This window comes from Pseudomonas sp. PA-5-4B (assembly GCF_021606215.1).
GTDB lineage: Bacteria > Pseudomonadota > Gammaproteobacteria > Pseudomonadales > Pseudomonadaceae > Aquipseudomonas > Aquipseudomonas edaphica.
In genome coordinates this window covers 1-18,226 of sequence record NZ_WKDB01000048.1, presented here as the reverse complement: position 1 = coordinate 18,226, position 18,226 = coordinate 1, and the positions used below count along the sequence as shown (strand labels likewise).

Genomic DNA, 18,226 nt, shown 5'->3' with positions numbered 1-18,226 from the left:
CCTAGACTTACGTCCAATGGGCACCCGCCGCGCGGGAGTCGACCATGCAGGACGATAACGACAAAAAAACTGCGGTCACTGTTATGAGTAAAGCTGATGCTTTCACGCACGCGGGAAAAACCGCCGTGTTGCAGAACATCCACGGCACCCTGCAATTCCTGCAACGCTTCCCACCGTTCAACCAGATGGAAAACGCCCACCTGGCGTTCTTGGTCGAACAGTGCCAGCTGCGTTTCTACGGCCCCGGCGACAGCATTCTCAAACCGTCCGGCGGGCCGGTGGAGCACTTCTATATCGTCAAGCAGGGCCGCGTATTCGGCGAGCGGCCGGACTCGACGCAAGCCACCTTCGAGATCACCACCGGCGAGTGCTTCCCTCTTGCCGCGTTGCTGGGTGAGCGTGCGACACGCACCGAGCACAAAGCCGCCGAAGACACCTTCTGCCTGCAACTGAACAAGCCGGCGTTTATCAAGCTGTTCGCCCTTTCCAGCCCGTTTCGCGATTTTGCCCTGCGCGGAGTCAGCAGCCTGTTGGATCAGGTCAACCAGCAGGTGCAGCAAAAGGCCGTGGAAACCCTGGGCACCCAGTATTCACTGAACACCCGCCTGGGTGAATTGGCCATGCGCCATCCGGTCACCTGCAGCCCGACCACGCCGCTGCGCGAAGCGGTGACGCTGATGCATGAGCAACAAGTGGGCAGCATCGTGATCGTCGACGAGCACAAGGCGCCGCTGGGGATTTTCACCTTGCGCGATCTGCGCCAGGTGGTCGCCGATGGCACCGGCGATTTCAATCAAGCCATCGCCGGCCATATGACCCAGGCGCCGTTCTTTTTAAGCCCGGACCACAGCGCTTTCGATGCCGCCATCGCCATGACCGAGCGACACATCGCCCATGTGTGCCTGGTAAAAGACCAGCGCCTGTGTGGCGTGGTGTCCGAGCGCGACCTGTTTTCCCTGCAACGGGTCGACCTGGTGCACTTGGCCCGCACCATCCGCAACGCGCCCCGGGTGGAAAACCTGGTGGCGATTCGCGGTGAAATCGGCCAACTGGTCGAACGCATGCTGGCCCATGGTGCCTCCTCGACTCAGATCACCCACATTATTACCCTGCTCAACGACCACACTGTGTGCCGAGTGATCGAACTGACTCTGGCCGAGAAAGGTGACCCTGACGTGCCCTTCAGCTGGCTGTGTTTCGGCAGCGAAGGGCGCCGCGAGCAAACACTGTTTACCGACCAGGATAACGGCATCCTGTTTGAAGCCAAGGACGCCGCCGAAGCCGCCGAGATCCGCGGCCGCCTGCTGCCCCTGGCGCAGCAGATCAACCAAAGCCTGGCGTTGTGCGGCTTCAGCCTGTGCAAGGGCAATATCATGGCCGGCAACCCCGAGCTGTGCCTGTCACGGGCCGAATGGGCGCGACGCTTCGGTGCATTTATTCGCGAGGCCACGCCGGAGAACCTGCTCGGGTCGAGCATCTATTTCGATATGCGCGTGGTGTGGGGTGACGAGCGCGGTTGCGAGCAACTGCGCCAGGGCATTCTGGATCAGGTGGCCGATAACCGCTTATTCCAACGCATGCTGGCCGAGAACGCCTTGCGCCAGCGCCCGCCGGTCGGGCGTTTCCGCGACTTTGTGCTGACGCGCAAAGGCACCGAAAAGGCCACGCTCGACCTCAAGGTGCAGGGCCTTACGCCCTTTGTCGATGGCGCGCGCCTGTTGGCCCTGGCCAACGGTATCCACGCCAACAATACCTTGGAGCGCCTGCGCCAACTGGTGGTCAAGGAGGTCATCGAACCGCTGGATGGCGCCGCCTACGAGGAGGCGTATCACTTTATCCAGCAAACCCGCATGCAGCAGCATCAGCTGCAAACCCGTGAGAACCTGCCGTATTCCAACCGTGTCGACCCCGACAGCCTCAACCACCTGGACCGGCGCATCCTGCGTGAATCCCTGCGCCAGGCCCAACGCCTGCAAAGCAGCCTGACGCTGCGGTATCAGCTGTGAGCCTGTTCAGTTGGCTGCGCAAGAACAAGCCCGGGCTCGACGCGGCTCAGCAGCAGCGACTGGCACAATTGCCCAAGCCCGCATTCCTGGGCGACGGGTCGTTACGCAGCCAGCGTTGGGTGGTGGTCGACCTGGAAACCAGCGGCCTGAACCTCAACCGCGACCAAGTGCTGTCCATCGGCGCGGTGGTGATCGAGGATGGCGCGGTGGATTTTTCACAGATGTTCGAACGCACCCTGCAACAGCCCAACACCAAGCTCAGCCCCAGCGTGCTGATCCATGGCCTCGGCCCCAGTGCAATTGCCGCCGGCAGCGACCCGGCGCAAGCCTTGCTGGATTTTATGGCCTTTGTCGGCGACAGCCCGTTGCTGGCGTTCCATGCGCCGTTCGACCAACACATGCTGTGCCGGGCGCTTAAGAGCAGCCTGGGCTATCGGCTGGCCCATCCGTTCCTCGATGTAGCCGACATCGCCCCGCTGTTGTGCCCCGACGCGAATATTCGCGAGGCCGGGCTCGACGACTGGATCAACCACTTCAAGTTGCACGTGGGCGAACGCCATCACGCCAGCGCCGATGCGCTGGCCACGGCAGAGCTGATGCTCATCCTGTTCAGCCGTGCGCGCCAACAGGGAATCGACAGCCCACAGGTGCTGCAAGAGCGCTTGAGCCAATGGACACGTCGCAAACAAGCGCCCTCTTTCTAGGGGACGCTGAGCGTCCCAGGAGGCATTACCACGCAGAGCGCGGGAACGATCGCCCGACAGACGCCAATTGCGCCCACTCCCTGCCTCTGACACAATCGCGAATAATTCTCGTTAGTTTAAACCCCTTGTTTATTCGGTGATGCCTTGTCGTCGGTCCAAACCCCACACAGTGAGCTTGTTGGCGCGTTGTATCGCGACCATCGTGGCTGGCTGTTGGCGTGGCTGCGACGCAATGTGGCCTGCCCGAGCCGCGCCGAAGACTTGAGCCAGGACACCTTCATACGCCTGCTGGGCCGGGACGAGCTGCGCGAACCGCGCGAGCCACGTGCGTTCCTGGTGGCCATCGCCAAAGGCTTGCTGTTCGACTACTTCCGCCGCGCGGCGCTGGAGCAGGCGTACCTCAGCGAGCTGATGCTGATCCCGGAAAGCGAACACCCCTCGCCCGAAGCACAGCAACTGATCCTCGAAGACCTCAAGGCCATCGACCGCCTGCTCGGCAAACTGTCGAGCAAGGCACGCGCTGCCTTCCTCTATAACCGCCTCGACGGCCTGGGCCACGCCGAAATCGCCCAGCGCCTGGGTGTGTCGGTGCCACGTGTGCGCCAGTACCTGGCCCAAGGCATTCGCCAGTGCTACATCGCACTGTATGGCGAGCCGCTGTGACAGGCTCCAAACCGGTCACCGCCCGCGTGCTGGATGCGGCGATTGCCTGGCAACTCTCGCTGGGCTCAGGCGACGGCAGCCTGGTTGCACAGGAAGAGTTCGCCAAATGGCTGGCCAGTGATGAAGAACACGCACGCGCCTGGCGTCAGTTGGGCATGCTCGACCAGCGCTTCAGCGTAGCTTCTGGCCCGGCGCGGGCGGCGCTGTTGCAGTCACGCCAAGGCATTCGCCAGCGCGTGCGCAAGTTGGGCGGCGGTTTGGCCAGCATCGCGCTGGTGATCGGCCTGGCGCTGTTTGCCGGTGAGCGTTACGTGCCAATCCACTATTGGCTGGCCGACCAGCGCACCGCTACCGGCGAGCAACGCACGCTGAAGCTGGCCGACGGCACGCTGATCAACCTCAACACCCACAGCGCCATTGACGTGCGCTTCGATGAAAAACGCCGGCTGATCGTGTTGCAGGAAGGCGAAATCCTGGTCGAAACCGGCCACAACGATGCCCGACCGTTCTATGTGAAAACCCGTGATGGCAGCCTGCGAGCCCTGGGTACGCGGTTTATCGTCAAGCGCGAAGGCGACGCCACGCGCCTGAGCGTGCTGCAGTCTGCCGTGGCCGCCCAGCCTGAGGCGCTGCATCAGGAGCAGATTTTCAAGCAAGGCCAGCAAGTGCTGATGCGCAGCGACGGCCTCGGCCCTGCGCGGGTGGTCGAACCCGCCGCAGACGCCTGGACACGCGGCATGCTGGTGGTCGACAACGCGCGCCTGGGCGATGTGGTTGCCGAGCTGAGTCGTTACCGCACCGGCTACCTGGGCGTGGATAAAACCGTGGCCGACCTGCGCATCACCGGCAGCTTCCCGCTGCACGACACCACCCTGGCGCTGAATGCCCTGCTGCCGACCTTGCCGGTGCAGATCGAGCAGCACACGCCGTGGTGGGTGACCGTGAAGGCTAAGCCTTAGGTTTTTCAGTGCCTGGCCGATCGCCTTCGCAGGCAAGCCAGCTCCCACCTTTGGAATTGTGAACACCGTTAAAGGTGGGAGCTGGCTTGCCTGCGATGAGGCCCTCAAAGCCACCTCAAAAAAATATTTTCAACCAGCCCTATCACTTTCTGATTCTCATCCGGCACCTAGGCAATTGAGAAATATTTTCATTCAGGAGCCGCCCCATGTCCCGCACGCTAGACACCTTGTTGCGCCCCAGCCTGTTAGCCATGGCCATTGCCCTCAGCGCCCCGCTGACGAGCACCGCGCTGATCGCCGCCGAACAGGCTAGCAACGTGCGCGCCTACAACCTGCCGGCTGCGCCATTGGCGAGCACCCTGAACCAGATCGCCAGCCAGTCGGGCCTGGCCCTGACGCTGAACCCTTCGCTGGCAGCGGGCAAGACCTCAGCACCGGTCAAAGGCCAATTCGATGCCCAGGCCGCGTTGCGCGAGGCGTTGCGTGGCACCGGGTTGCAATTGGAGCAAAGCAGTGCCGGGACGTTTACGCTGGTGCCTGTCCCGGAAGGTGTCGTGGCGTTGCCAGAGACCAGCATCATTGCCCAGGGCAGCGATGAAAGCGCCTGGGGGCCAGTCGACGGCTACCTGGCCAAGCGCACCGCCGCTGGCACCAAGACCGACACCGCGCTGGTCGAAGCGCCGCGCTCGATCTCCATCGCCACCCGTGAGCAGATGCAGGACCGCAACGTCCAGAACCTGGATGACGCGGTTAAATACATGCCCGGCATCGTGTCCGCCAGCTACGGCAGCGACACCCGCTATGACTGGATGCGCGTGCGCGGCTTCGAACCCACGCAATTCCTCGACGGACTGCCACTGCCACGCGGCGTGTACGCCAACCCCAAAGCCGAAACCTGGAACCTCGACCGCCTCGCCCTGCTGCGTGGCCCGGCCTCGTCGGTCTACGGCCAAACGCCGCCGGGTGGTCTGCTGGACATGGTCAGCCGCCGTCCCAGCGCAGAACAAAGCAGCGCCATCCAGGTGCAATACGGCAGTGACAACTACCGCCAGATCAACTTCGCCAGCACCGGCAAGATCGATGATGAAGGGCAGTTTCTGTATGGCATCAGCGGCGTGGTGCGCGATGCCGGCACTCAAGTCGATCATATCGACAACAAGCGCTACAACATTGCGCCCAGCCTGACCTGGAATATCGACCCGGATACCAAGCTGACTTTCCTGTCGCAGTTCACCCGCGACGATACCGGTGCCACCAGCCAGTTTTTGCCGATTGTTGGCACCAAAATCGACTCTCCACTGGGCAAAGTCTCCCACCACAAAAACCTGGGCGACCCGGATTACGAGTACTACGACCGCACCTACTACGCGTTGGGCTATGCCTTCGAGCATCGTTTCAACGATACCTGGCAGTTCAAGCAGAATCTGCGCTACACCAAGTCGGAGTTGTCATTCCAGCAATTGACAGTCGGCGCCTATGCCTACTATCCGGTTGACGCTGCCGGCAATATCGACCGCACCTCCACCAACGTTGACGAGAACATTGGCCAATTCGCGGTCGACAACAACTTCCAGGCCGACTTCGCTACCGGTGACGTCACCCACACCTTGCTGCTGGGCCTGGACCACCAGCGCACCGATACCTCATACCTGTCGATCTACGATAGCGCGGGGCGCGTGAACATCTTCAACCCTGTCAACACCACGTCGGTCGTGCGTCCGGCCCGCTCCACCGCGTACTACGACTACAACCAGAAAACCGTGCAGACCGGCCTCTATGCACAAGACCAGATGGCTTTGGACAAATGGCGCCTGACCGTGGGCGGGCGTGAGGACTGGGTGCATCAAGGCACAACCTACTTCAATAAGAACGATGCGACCAATACCGACCGTAGCAAGAACTTCAGTGGCAATGCAGCACTGAGCTATGTGTTCGACTCAGGCTTTGTGCCCTACCTGTCCTACGCCGAGTCATTCCAACCAGCCAGCAACGCCAGCGTCGACCCACTCCAGTCGTACAAGCCCACCGAAGGCAAGCAATGGGAACTGGGTATCAAATACCAACCGCCCGGCTCCAACACCTTGCTGAGTGCGGCAGTGTATGACCTGACCCAGAAAAACGTGCTCGTCACCAGCACCGGCGCAGGCGGCCAGTCGGTCACCGACCAGACCGGCGAAGTCAAAGTCAAAGGCCTGGAGCTGGAAGCGGTGTCTGACGTGACCGAAAACCTTAAGGTGATCGCCGCGTACACCCTGGCCAAATCCGAAGTGCAAAAAGGCAACTTCGAAGGCAACCGCCTGCAGTTGATGCCCAACCAGCAAGCCTCGCTGTGGACTGACTACACCTGGCACAACGGCGTGCTCGATGGTTTTGGCATTGGCTTTGGCGCCCGCTACACCGGCAACACCTACGGTGACCAAGGCAACACGTGGCTGGGCAAGGCCAACGCCTACACCGTGTTCGACGGCGCCGTGCATTACGACCTTGGCCGGCTTGATAACAGCCTCAAAGGCGCCTCGGTGAAACTCAACGCCACCAACCTGTTCAACAAGGACTACATCTCCACGTGTGACGGGTCCTACTGCTACTTCGGCGACCAACGTAGCGTCGTCGCCAGCGCCACCTATCAGTGGTAATCGGCTGAGTTAACAACCGGGCCGCCCCTGTGGGCGGCTTCGGTGTGTCTGAAGGCTAGAAAATGAAAAGCAAAACCATCCGCCGCTGGTCCTTCATCCACACCTGGACCAGCCTGATCTGCACGGTATTTCTGCTGCTGCTCGCCCTCACCGGCCTGCCGTTGGTGTTTCACCACGAGATCGACCACCTGCTGGGCAACGAGCCGGAACTGGCACAGATGCCCGCCGACACGCCGCAGCTGAACCTTGAGCAGTTGGTGGCCAAAGCCCAGGCTCATCGCCCCGGCGAGGCCATGCAGTACCTGGCGTGGGACGAAGACGACAAAAACGGTGTGATCGCGATCATGGCTGCCACGGCCGGCACCGAGCCCAACTCGTCCCACACCTTCATGCTGGATGCGCGCACCGGTGAGGCCGTGGAAACCCCGGCGGCCAATGGCGGGTTGACCCTGTTCCTGCTGCGCTTGCACGTGGATATGTTCGCCGGGCTGCCAGGCAAGTTGCTGCTGGCGTTCATGGGCATTCTGTTTGTGGTGGCAATTGTCTCGGGTACGGTGCTGTACCTGCCGTTTATGCGCCGGTTGAAGTTCGCCACCGTGCGTAATGACAAATCCACCCGTCTGCGCTGGCTCGACCTGCACAACCTGATCGGCGTGGTCACGCTGACCTGGGCGCTGGTGGTGGGCGTCACCGGCGTGATCAGCGCCTGCGCCGATTTGATCATCGCCGCCTGGCGCCAGGACAGCCTCAGCGCCATGATCGAGCCGTACAAAAACGCGCCGCCGCTGACCCAACGCGCACCGGCCACCGAACTGCTGAGCATCGCCGCCAAGGCCGCGCCCGGCATGGAGCCGGACTTTATCGCCTTCCCCGGTACGCGCTTTTCCAGCGAACACCACTACGCGGTGTTCATGAAGGGCAGCACGCATCTGACCTCACACCTGCTCACGCCGGTGCTGATCGACGCCAGCACCCTGGCCGTCACCGCCATCGCCGAACGGCCGTGGTACATGGACGCCATGGGCATGTCCCAGCCGCTGCACTTTGGCGACTATGGCGGCCTGCCGATGAAGATCCTCTGGGCGGTGCTGGATGTACTGACCATCATCGTGTTGGGCAGCGGTGTTTACCTGTGGATTGTGCGGCGTAAGGCGGCCAAGTCATGAAGCCGCGCCAATCGAGTTTCTGGAAGGTATTCGGCATTCCGCTGGGGATTGGCCTGCTCAGCGCTGCCGGGTTGTTTGCGGCGCTGTTGGGGGATGGGTTGTGGGATTCGTTGAGTTGGGTGGGGTTGGGTATTCCTGCTGCCATTGGGGCTTGGGCCTTGCTTAAGCGGCGTGGCTGAAGGCCTCATCGCAGGCAAGCCAGCTCCCACAGGTTGATGTGTGTACGCAGTCAAGTGTGGGAGCTGGCTTGTCGAGTCGTCGCACCGCTGCGATAGGGCCTTCAAAAACAACCACAATCCTACTAGGCTAGCCCTGCCATTTCCGAGGAATGCCCATGTCCGCACCCAGCATGACCTTGTTTCACAACCCCGCTTCACCCTTTGTTCGCAAAGTCCGCGTGCTGCTGATCGAGACCGGCCAGCAGCACCGCGTGGCCTTGCATGGCTGCATGCCGACGCCGGTCAACCCCGACGCACAGGTGGTGCAGGACAACCCCGTGGGCAAGATCCCGGCCCTGCGCCTGGCCGATGGTTCGGTGCTGCACGACAGCCGGGTGATCCTCGATTACTTCGACCACCAGCACGTCGGCAACCCGCTGATCCCGCGTGACGGCTCGGCCCGCTGGCGCCGCCTCACCCTCGCCTCGATGGCCGACGGCATCATGGATGCCGCCGTGCTGGTGCGTTACGAGACCGCCATGCGCCCGGCAGAAAAACACTGGGACCAATGGCTGGAGGAGCAGCGCAACAAGATCCACCGCACCCTCGCCGAGCTGGAAAGCGATGCGATTACCGAACTGGCCAGCCACTTCGACATCGCCGCCATCAGCGTGGCCTGCGCCCTGGGTTACCTGGACTTTCGCCACCCCGACCTGCAATGGCGCGCCAGCAACCCCAAGCTTGCCGACTGGTATGCCGGGGTCAGCCAACGGCCTTCGATGCTTGAGACCCAGCCACCGGTGTGACATTCACACCCATCCAGTGTGGGAGCGGGCTTGCCCGCGATGGCGGCATGTCATTCAGCACATTGGTTTCTGACCCACCGCATTCGCGGGCAAGCCCGCTCCCACATTGAAGAGTGGTGTTGCTGAGGAAGGTGGCAATCCCGGCCACCAATTGCGCGCGCACCTGCTGATCTTCACGCAACCCAATCATTGCGCCACCTCCCGACCTTTGCGCTTGCCCACGCCATACCAATCCAGTTTGCGCGTCAGCACCATCACCGTACCCAGCAGCCCGAACAGCAGCAGCGAGCCCATCAGCAGCGCGTAATCTTCAGCGCTCAGCAGCCCGTACAACAAGCCATACAACGCCGCCAACCCCGCCGAAAAGCCCAGGCCATGCACAACACTGCGCAGCACATGGCACACATAAAAGCCGATCAACAATACACAGGCACTCGCCGAGATCAGGTAGGCCAACGCAAAACCCAAGTGTTCGGACAACGACAACAGCAGCAGGTAAAAGAACGCCAACGCGAAGCCCACCAACGCGTACTGAATCGGGTGTACCGCGAGGTTCTTCAGTACTTCGAAGAGGAAGAAACCGGCAAACGTCAGGGCGATAAACAGCAGCGCGTATTTGATCGCGCGGTCGCTCTTGAGATACTGGTCCACCGGGTCGATGAAGTTCACGCCAAAGCTGCGGTTGGTGAAGTCTTCACAGCCCTGGCGGTCCAGGCAGGTTTGCAGGGCTTGTTCGAGGTTGGTGGAGAAAAACGAAGTCTGCCAATTGGCGCTGAAGCCCTTGTCAGTGACCTCTCGCTGCGCCGGCAGGAAGTTGCCGATAAAACTGGGGTGCGGCCAGTTGGACGCGAGTGACACCTGGCTGGTCTTGCCCACCGGCACCACTTGCAACTGTTCGGTGCCCTGCAGGCGCAGGTCAAAAGCGAAGTCCACCACGCTCGGTTGTTTGCTGTCCTGCGCGGGCAGCGTCACATGCACGCCCTCGCCCAACCAGTCCACTTGCGAGCCTGGCGAGAACGCCAGGCGCTGGCTGCCCAGCTCAAGCTTCAGGGCGTTTTCGATGCCACGAATATCGCTGATACCCAACGCCAGAAACGCAGGCTCAAAACGGTAATCGGCAAAGTTTTCTGTAATGCCCAACTGCGCTGGCAACTCGAAACGCCCACTGATGCGGTTGTCTGCATGGAACAGTCGCGCCTGGTAGATGCCACGCGATCGCAGTTCGGTTTGCACCTTGCCGTCGAGTTCAAAGCGGTCCGGCAAAAAATACAGACGGCCGCGCTCTTCACGGGTTTCCTCGTAGCGTTTGTTGAGCTTTTCATTGAGTTTCCACTCGCGCACGGTCTTGCGATAGGGCACTACCATTACCGGGCCGGTAATGCGCTGGCTGTAGCTGGAGCTGCGGGCGATGTCCATCAATACGCCGTCGCGCAGTTGCTGGCGGTCGCTGATGATGCCGTTGATCATCAGCAGTGGAATCAGCAACAGCAGCATCAGCAGCGCAATGGCGCCAAGTTTGAACAGCAGGCTTCGGTTCATGGGGCTCTCCCTGTTTTGATGGGCAGAGCGTGAACCGCGCCTGTGGGAGATTTATGTGGGCACTGTGGAGACTGTGTGGAGATGCAGCACCACCTGCACGCCGCCTTGCACATTGCCGATCTGCAACGCGCCGCCGTGCAGCTTCATCACTTCTTCGACAAAATTGAGGCCCAGGCCGGTGCTTTTGCGCCCACTGACCGGGCGCGGCAACGAGTAGAAACGCTCGCTCAAGCGCGGCAAAGCGTAGTCGGGAATCGGCGCAGCCTGATTGAACAGGCTGACCTGCACGTCGTTATGCTGCGCCTGTGCGCTGAATCGCAAGCTGCCGCCGGGCGGTGTGAAGTCCAAGGCGTTATCGAGCAGGTTGCCCAGCGCCTGGCGCAACAGGAAAGGCTCACCGAACACCTTCACATCCGCCGCTATCGTCTGTTCGACCTGCAGGCCGGCGCCTTCGATTCGTGCACATTGCGCCTTGAGTACCTCGTCGACCAAGGCCGCCAACGGCATGCGGGTCTGTTCTTCCAAACCCTGGCGCTGCTCCACCTGGGCAAGGTTGAGCAGCCGCTCGATCAACTGCTGCAAGCGCGCACTTTCGCTGTCGATATTGCCGATAAAACGCTGCTGCTGCTCGCGGCTCATATCGCCCTGCAACAATTCCGCCGCGCCGCGAATGGCGGCCAGCGGGCTTTTCAATTCGTGGGTCAGGGTGTGCACGTAATGCTCGACGTAGGCTTTGCCTTCCAGCTGCGTGCGCATGTGCTCCACAGCGGTGGACAGCTGTTTGAGTTCGCCGCCACGGTAATGTGGCAACTCGGCCCGTCGACCTTCGCTCACCGCCTGCGCATAGGCCGTGAGCCGATGCAGCGCCACACTCAGCCACCACGACAGCAATGCGCCCAACAGCAGGCCCAAAACCACCAACCCGGCGCCGTACCAGAGCAAGCGGTTCTCGGTGCGATCCACATAAGGCTGCAACGAGCTGTTGGGCTTGGCCACCGTTACCACGCCGATGATTTGCCCGTTGTCGCGGATCGGCGCGCCCACGTGCATCACCGACGAAGTGGGATCGTCCAGCTCGCTGCGGGTGGAACGGGCGCCGTACTCACCCCGCAAGGTGAGGTACACGTCGTTCCACCGTGAATAGTCCTGCCCCACCGCTTCGCCCGTGGAATCGAGCAGCACGATGCCGTTGGCGTCGGTCACGTAGATGCGGTGGTTAACCTGGTTTTTCGGCAGGCCCCAGATGGTCGCGCCGGGCTGGCGATTGCCGTAGGCCTTGAGCAACTCAGGCCAGTGGCTTTGGCCGAGGGTATGATTTTTTACGTCATCGCGCAGGATCTCAGCCAGCAGGTTCGCCGTGTCCACCAAAGTTTCTTCGGTGGACTGGCGCACGCCGGGGCGGATTTCCTTCATCACCGTGTTGAGCACAAAGTAACCGGTGAGGCCGATAAACAGCGCATACACCAGGAAGATCCGCAGCCCCAGGCGCATCAGCTGTGGCTCGGGCTGTAGCTGTAGCCGAGGCCACGATGGGTCTGGATCGGCTCGGCATCCGCCGCAATGCCCCGCAGTTTGCTGCGCAGGCTTTTAATATGGCTGTCGATATTGCGCTCGTAGCCGGCATCGGCCGGCACGCCCACCGCGTCGAGCAATTGCTCGCGGCTGAACACCCGCTCGGGCTGCTCCAGCAAGCTTTGCAGCAGGCGAAATTCATGCCGCGTAAGGCTCAAAGCCTGGCCGCGATAACTGATCTGCATGCGCTCCAGATCGACCTGAAACACGGCCGGCGCGGCACCTGGGCTGACGCGTTTGAGAATCGCCCGAACCCGCGCCGCCACTTCCCGTGGGCTGAACGGCTTGACCACATAATCGTCGGCGCCGATCTCCAGGCCCACCACCCGGTCAATCTCGCCGTCGCGCGCACTGAGGAACATCACCGGCACTTCACTGAAGCGGCGCAGTTGCTTGCACGTCTCAAAGCCGGTGATGTCCGGCAGGCCGATGTCGAGGATTATCAGGTCGGCAGGCGTCTGGCGTTGATGCGCCAGCGCCTCCTGGCCAAGGCTCAGCCAGGTAGTGGTGAACCCCTCGCCTTGCAGGGCAAAGATCAGCGTGTCGGCTATCGCCGCTTCGTCTTCGACAATCAGGATGTGCGGCATAGGCTCGATCAGCAGTCCGGTTTGTCGGCAGTGTAACGACGGGCCGGGTTAACCGCCGCACCGAACTCACGCAGGGCCTTGGCGCCGATCAGCAACGGGTAGTTGAAACTGCTGCGGTCAGTGAGGTTGACCTCGACGGTGCGCTTGACGTTGCCCAGGCACATTTCCAGGTCGATCACCGGGCGCTTGGCCACGGTGGCTTCGTCCTTGTCCTCGTCTTCATCGGCGCGGCTTTTGATTTTGCTGATGCGCGAGACTTTGTGTTCAAAAACCTTGTCGCTGGCGTCCTTGCCGCCGAGGCGGAAGCGCACCCAGTCGTCGCCGTCGCGCTGGAAGGTTTCGATATCGCGGGCCGACAGCGAAGCGGTCAGCGCGCCAGTGTCCATCTTGGCCTTGAAGGTTTGGCCGATCTCCGGCAGTTGGATGTATTCGTAGCGACCGTAGAGGGTCGGTTCGGCGGCCATGACAGGCACGGCAGCCAGGGCGAGTAAGGCAAGGAGCAGTTTCACGAAGTGATTTCCTTGGAAAGAAGTAGGCGGATTCTAGACCGCAAAAGCGTTGTTTAGTTAGATCGTTCCCACGCTCTGCGTGGGAATGCAGCTCTGGACGCTCCGCGTCAGCTCACATTCGTGCGGCAATTTGCGATTTGGCCTCTAGACTCAGCTTGCTTATCATGACCCGCCCACCCGATTCCAAGAGTTACTTATGCGCCGCCTGCTCACCGGCTGTTTTGTCACACTGCTGTTATTGCTCAACACCCTGGTGCTGTTCGGCCCGTTGATGGTGTTTGCCCTGCTCAAGCTGGTAGCGCCCGGCCGCTTTCGCGACTACGCCTCTTGGGCCGTGATGTGGATCGCCGAGACCTGGGCCGAGATCGACAAACTGATTTTCGCGCTGTGCATCCCCACCCAATGGGACATTCGTGGCGGCGACGAACTGCGCGGCGATACGTCTTACCTGGTGATCAGCAATCACCAATCCTGGGTCGATATTCCCGCACTGATCCAGGCACTCAACCGGCGTACGCCGTTCTTCAAATTCTTCCTGAAAAAAGAGCTGATCTGGGTGCCCTTCCTGGGCCTGGCCTGGTGGGCGCTGGATTACCCGTTCATGAAGCGCTACACCAAGGCCTTTCTGGCCAAACACCCGGAACTGGCGGGCCAGGATTTGAAGATCACCAAGCAGGCGTGCGAGCTGTTCAAGCGCCAACCGGTGACGGTGGTCAATTATCTGGAGGGCACACGGTTCAGCGAGGCCAAGCGCAAGCAGCAGGATTCGCCATTTGCCCGCTTACTCAAGCCCAAAGCGGGTGGCGTGGCGTTTGTGCTGGCGGCCATGGGTGAGCAATTGGACGCGGTCCTCGACGTGACGGTGGTCTACCCGCAGCAGAAGATCCCGGGGTTCTGGGACTTGATCTGCGGCACAGTGCCCAAGGTGATCATTGATATCCGCACCCGTGAGCTGGACCCGGCGTTGTGGCAAGGGGATTACGAGAATGACCCGGCGTTTCGCCAGACCGTCCAGAACTGGGTGAACCAGCTCTGGATGGAGAAGGATGCGCGCATCGCACAACTGCGCGCAGAGTCGCTTTAGCTGCCAGTACCCCAGGCCGAGGCCAGCTTGCCCAGCACCGATTCGCTGGCGCCCTGGCCGCCCAGGTACTTGAGGATCACCGGGGCAAATTGGCTGACCATGCCGCTGTCCATGCCCAACGCGCTGAAGGCGGTGTTCAGGTCGTTGGTGCTCTTCACGTTACCCAACAAACCGTCCAGGCCGCTGGTCTTGCTGCCGCCGCTCTGGCCGAGCATCCCGCTCAACGCGCCGAGGCTGCCCAGGGAGTTGCTGCCCGAGAGTTGATCCAGGCCCGGCACACTCTTGCCCAGTTGCGAGTAGTCGGTACCGCTCAGTTTGTTCTTGGCCAGGCCCAGCATGGCGCCAGTACCGCCCACGGCTTGTTCGGGGGTGATGTTCAGTTGCGAGGTCAAGGCGCTCAGCAGGCCGGCGGTCTCAGAGCTAGGCGCCGCAGCCGCCGCCTTGTTGTTGCTGCCCTGGGCACCGGAGACGGCATTGGCCACGTCACCGAGGCTGAAACCTGCGGCAAACACCGGGCTGGCGGCCACGGTCAACAGGCAGGACAGGGCAAAACCGCGTGAAATCTTCATCAAGACAACCTCTGAATGTAGGAGCTAAAAGCAGGCGTTTGACTGACAGTCCCGAAGGAATGTTCCCACCTGCAGATTAGTTCAGAAAAATCTGCATCCAAATGTTCGCCGCGCGCGTATATCCCACAAGCGCCGCCCGGAGTCGGATGGAATGAATGCTCAAGCTGGACTACCCTCTGCCTACCGTGCGCAGTCCCGTCGCCCTCGAACGAGAGCCTGGAGAAGCCCTATTTCCATTCATGATGCTGACCCGTTGCAGCCCTTGCTGGCCCAATGTGCCCTGGGCAACCGACAGGCGTTCGAGACCCTTTACCGCAGTGTTTCGCCACGGCTGCACGGTGTCGCGTTTCGTTTCATGGGGCGCGCAGACCTGGCCGAAGAAGTGCTGCAGGAGGCCTTTGTGCGTATCTGGTACAACGCTTCGCGCTACGAGGCCCATTTGGCCGCGCCGATGACCTGGATGGTCAACATCACCCGCAACTTGGCCATCGACCAATTGCGCAAACACCGCGAACAGCCATTAGCTGAGGGCCAGCAAGACGCCATGCTCGACGACAGCCCCAGCGCCTACGAACAGCTCGACAGTGAGCGCGAAGCCCGCGCCCTCAACCGCTGCCTCGACACCCTCGACGGTATGCAACGCCAATCGATTACCGTGGCTTACTTCCAGGGCCTGTCGTGCTCGGAACTGGCCGACCACTTGGCGGCGCCCCTGGGCTCGGTCAAATCCTGGATTCGCCGCGGCATGGAGCGCCTGCGCAGGTGCCTTGAATCATGAACTACCAAACCACCACCCTGCGCCGCGCCCTCGCTGCCGATTACGCCATCGGGCTGATGCCCGCCACTGCCCGTCGGCGCTTTGAAAACCTGCTGCTGGACGATGCCGCGCTGCGCGTCGAACTCGGCCATTGGCAGGATGCCCTCGCCAGCCTGACTGGCGCCGTGCCCGAGCGGCCGGTGCCGGATCATGTGTGGGCAGGCATCAAGGCACGCATTGAGCCGCAAGTGCTGCACGTGCCGGCGAAGAAACCATTCTGGATGAGTTTCCGACTGCTGGCCGCTGCCTGTGCGGTAGTTGTCGCAGTGCTGGTGGGCGTGCTGTATCAGCGTGATATCGGCGCCGAATACAACGCCACGTTGGTGGCTGCCAACCAGCAACCGGCGTTGCAGGTCCAGGCGTTTGGCGATCACCTGCAAGTCGAGCCACTCACATTGGCCGCCGTAGAGCCGACGCGTGCCCTGGAACTGTGGGTCATTGCGGCCGGTGGCAAACCCGTCTCCCTGGGCCTGGTGCCGAGCTCGGGTAAAGGCCGAATCCAGCTGAGCAAGGAACAGCAGGCGCTGTTGACTGCACCCGCGACCCTCGCCGTCAGCCTGGAGCCACAAGGCGGCTCACCCACCGGACAACCCACCGGCCCCGTGCTGTACCAAGGTGCCCTGGCCACTCGCTGACACAACTCAATCAATGTGGGAGCTGGCTTGCCTGCGATGGCGGTGGCTCAGCCAAGGATAAGTTGACTGGCCCGCCGCTATCGCAGGCAAGCCAGCTCCCACATTTGAGCTTCATTGGCCGAGCGACTTGCTCCCGGCGGAGGATGGCGCTTATAGTTCGGCGGTCGTCCATATGGCGACACGGGTTTGGCGACTCGGGTGAATGGTGCAAAAGCTTCTGCTTTTTTGCAGGTTCTTTTGCGTCCGCAATAGCTGCTTTCATGGTGGCTGTGCGCGGGAGACCTTCGGGTCTGCCGGTTCCATTCCCGGTTCGCCAACCTGCGTACAGCTGCCACCCATTCGTTTGGCGACGAATAAGTGTGTAGCCCACTTCTACTTGAATGGGTTTTAAAACATGAACCGATACATGCCGCTCACCGGCCACGACGCCACCACGCCCTCCCTGCTCATCGACACCCAAGTCCCGCTCGACGTGCTCCACGACGCCGCCGTCTACCGCATCCGCGCCGTCACCCAAGTCATGGAAAACCTGGCGTTTCGCGAAGGCCTGAACACCGACAACCTCGTCCTCCAGGACTTCGCCCTGCTCTGCGCCATTCCATTGCGCGATGGCTGTGATCTGCTGGATGTGATCAGCCGGCGCTTGCAGGCTTAAACACCCGATTCAAAGAAGGGCAGCGCCCTGTTGCCCTTTCCTACATGTGAAGCAACGGTAAAACTCACTGCGACTACGGCGGCAAGCGGGTGATAAAAAACGGCGAAGTGGCCGACCCGTACCTGCGACTTACAAAGCTCAAATGAATCAAACATGTCAGCGTCTGCCGGGACTTGCGTAGTCCCTTTCTGAAACGTCAAAAACGGCCCTGCACGCGTCTTACCTCGCCTGTAGCGCCTTCTTATAGTCGTGCGCCTCAGTCACTTGGAGGTGCACGCTATGCAGGGACCCTACGCATTTATTAATGTACGACCGCAGCCTTATCCGCTGCTTAAACTCGACCTTTCACTCAACCCTCACATTCAAACCAAGTTCGACAGCCTCAACCAACACATTCGCAACGTCGTGGTACTGCCAGGGCAGTTGGTGATCATTCCAGATGCTCGTACAGCGTCTTGCACGACGGAAGAGGCCCAACTGATGCGCTCGGCGCAGAACATCAAACAGGCTTTGTTCGCACACTCCGCGACGGATCATTTCCTGATCAAAAACTACGATCAGTTACAGGCCATCATGGCCCATGCGTCCCTGGGCATTGGCAGTGCCAGTAGCGCCTGGAGCAAACATCTGGCGCAAGTCGAGGCCACCCTCAAGGAAGTCGATGAGCTGCATAGGCAGTACCTGAGGAAGGGCACCGCGAGTGCGAGGAATGACTTTCTGGTTAAACGCAGGGCGTTGTTTGCGAGGCTCGATACCCAACTCTCGGGGATGGCGCGCTTTGGTACGGGGTTGAAGAGTGAAGGTTCAATCAAGAAAATGCTGGGAATTTCCACTAAGAGCTATTGGCATCATGGAGAGATTCGCAAGTACGAGGAGACCGTCAAGCGTGTAGCCAAGGCCTCCCAGCTATTGAAGAAAGGTACTTACATTGGCATCGCGCTGGATGTAGGGGCGGCAGCGCTGGAAATAACGGAGGCATGCTCCACTGGGCGTGAACAGGAGTGCACGAAAGCGAAATATGTTGACGGCGCCAAGCTGGTGGGTGCCGTGGGTGGCTCATATTGGGGGGGTAAAGCAGGGGCAGCTATCGGGATTGGCTCCTGCATGATTGTTTTTGGTATACCGACGGCAGGCGCCGGAGCCTTGGCATGTGCCATCATC

At 61.1% G+C, this 18,226-nt stretch carries 18 protein-coding genes; 13 read left to right on the top strand and 5 right to left on the bottom strand.

Going from position 1 to position 18,226, the window contains the following annotated elements:
* The first annotated feature begins 83 nt into the window (after positions 1-83).
* The 8 genes from GIW28_RS21410 to GIW28_RS21375 all read left to right on the top strand — a co-directional run bounded on the left by GIW28_RS21410 (position 84) and on the right by GIW28_RS21375 (position 9,098).
* Positions 84-2,006, top strand: a complete 1,923-nt coding sequence (locus tag GIW28_RS21410; protein WP_236446051.1) for a putative nucleotidyltransferase substrate binding domain-containing protein — start codon at positions 84-86, stop codon at positions 2,004-2,006.
* A complete protein-coding gene (locus GIW28_RS21405) occupies positions 2,003-2,710 on the top strand; it encodes a 3'-5' exonuclease (RefSeq protein WP_236446053.1) in 708 nt (235 codons plus the stop codon). Before GIW28_RS21410 ends, GIW28_RS21405 begins: the two co-directional genes overlap by 4 nt.
* A 144-nt stretch (positions 2,711-2,854) precedes the next feature.
* The gene (locus GIW28_RS21400; protein WP_017138011.1) at positions 2,855-3,373 is read left to right on the top strand and encodes an RNA polymerase sigma factor; all 519 of its coding nucleotides are present in this window, start codon (positions 2,855-2,857) and stop codon (positions 3,371-3,373) included.
* The gene (locus GIW28_RS21395; protein WP_236446055.1) at positions 3,370-4,332 is read left to right on the top strand and encodes a FecR domain-containing protein; all 963 of its coding nucleotides are present in this window, start codon (positions 3,370-3,372) and stop codon (positions 4,330-4,332) included. Before GIW28_RS21400 ends, GIW28_RS21395 begins: the two co-directional genes overlap by 4 nt.
* Positions 4,333-4,538: 206 nt before the next feature.
* Positions 4,539-6,968 (top strand): TonB-dependent siderophore receptor, encoded by a 2,430-nt coding sequence (locus tag GIW28_RS21390; protein ID WP_236446056.1) that lies wholly within the window; start codon positions 4,539-4,541, stop codon positions 6,966-6,968.
* Between the two features lie 62 nt (positions 6,969-7,030).
* Positions 7,031-8,134 (top strand): PepSY-associated TM helix domain-containing protein, encoded by a 1,104-nt coding sequence (locus GIW28_RS21385; protein ID WP_236446057.1) that lies wholly within the window; start codon positions 7,031-7,033, stop codon positions 8,132-8,134.
* Positions 8,131-8,313: a hypothetical protein gene (locus GIW28_RS21380; protein ID WP_170036884.1), complete on the top strand. Its 183-nt coding sequence runs from the start codon at positions 8,131-8,133 to the stop codon at positions 8,311-8,313. Before GIW28_RS21385 ends, GIW28_RS21380 begins: the two co-directional genes overlap by 4 nt.
* Before the next feature lie 155 nt (positions 8,314-8,468).
* Positions 8,469-9,098 (top strand): glutathione S-transferase family protein, encoded by a 630-nt coding sequence (locus GIW28_RS21375; RefSeq protein WP_236446058.1) that lies wholly within the window; start codon positions 8,469-8,471, stop codon positions 9,096-9,098.
* Positions 9,099-9,284: 186 nt separating this feature from the next.
* Here GIW28_RS21375 and creD read toward each other — a convergent pair whose 3' ends face one another.
* From creD to rloA2, 4 genes are read right to left on the bottom strand one after another with little or no spacing between them, the layout of a single operon-like run.
* Complete coding sequence (creD, locus tag GIW28_RS21370; RefSeq protein ID WP_236446059.1) at positions 9,285-10,637, bottom strand: cell envelope integrity protein CreD; 1,353 nt, start codon at positions 10,635-10,637, stop codon at positions 9,285-9,287.
* Positions 10,638-10,688: 51 nt separating this feature from the next.
* Positions 10,689-12,128, bottom strand: a complete 1,440-nt coding sequence (gene creC, locus GIW28_RS21365; protein WP_236446060.1) for a two-component system sensor histidine kinase CreC — start codon at positions 12,126-12,128, stop codon at positions 10,689-10,691.
* Positions 12,128-12,796: a two-component system response regulator CreB gene (gene creB / locus GIW28_RS21360; protein WP_017138003.1), complete on the bottom strand. Its 669-nt coding sequence runs from the start codon at positions 12,794-12,796 to the stop codon at positions 12,128-12,130. The genes creC and creB overlap by 1 nt, the downstream gene beginning before the upstream one ends.
* An 8-nt stretch (positions 12,797-12,804) precedes the next feature.
* Positions 12,805-13,305 (bottom strand): retropepsin-like aspartic peptidase RloA2, encoded by a 501-nt coding sequence (gene rloA2, locus GIW28_RS21355; RefSeq protein ID WP_017138002.1) that lies wholly within the window; start codon positions 13,303-13,305, stop codon positions 12,805-12,807.
* 196 nt (positions 13,306-13,501) lie between these two features.
* Here rloA2 and GIW28_RS21350 point away from each other — a divergent pair, with 196 nt between their 5' ends.
* Positions 13,502-14,389, top strand: a complete 888-nt coding sequence (locus tag GIW28_RS21350; protein WP_017138001.1) for an acyltransferase — start codon at positions 13,502-13,504, stop codon at positions 14,387-14,389.
* On the opposite strand, the gene GIW28_RS21345 is transcribed toward GIW28_RS21350, so the two are convergent.
* Positions 14,386-14,958, bottom strand: a complete 573-nt coding sequence (locus GIW28_RS21345; protein WP_017138000.1) for a DUF2780 domain-containing protein — start codon at positions 14,956-14,958, stop codon at positions 14,386-14,388. The genes GIW28_RS21350 and GIW28_RS21345 overlap by 4 nt on opposite strands.
* A gap of 151 nt (positions 14,959-15,109) precedes the next feature.
* Between GIW28_RS21345 and GIW28_RS21340 the strand changes: the two genes are divergently transcribed.
* From GIW28_RS21340 to GIW28_RS21325, 4 genes are all read left to right on the top strand, one after another.
* Positions 15,110-15,736, top strand: a complete 627-nt coding sequence (locus GIW28_RS21340) for a sigma-70 family RNA polymerase sigma factor (protein ID WP_017137999.1) — start codon at positions 15,110-15,112, stop codon at positions 15,734-15,736.
* Positions 15,733-16,410: an anti-sigma factor gene (locus tag GIW28_RS21335; RefSeq protein WP_017137998.1), complete on the top strand. Its 678-nt coding sequence runs from the start codon at positions 15,733-15,735 to the stop codon at positions 16,408-16,410. Before GIW28_RS21340 ends, GIW28_RS21335 begins: the two co-directional genes overlap by 4 nt.
* Positions 16,411-16,804: 394 nt before the next feature.
* Positions 16,805-17,065, top strand: coding sequence for a hypothetical protein (locus tag GIW28_RS21330; RefSeq protein WP_017137997.1), 261 nt, complete (start codon positions 16,805-16,807; stop codon positions 17,063-17,065).
* A 279-nt stretch (positions 17,066-17,344) separates the two neighbouring features.
* Positions 17,345-18,226: hypothetical protein (locus GIW28_RS21325; protein ID WP_236490412.1), on the top strand; the 882-nt coding region annotated here is incomplete at its 3' end.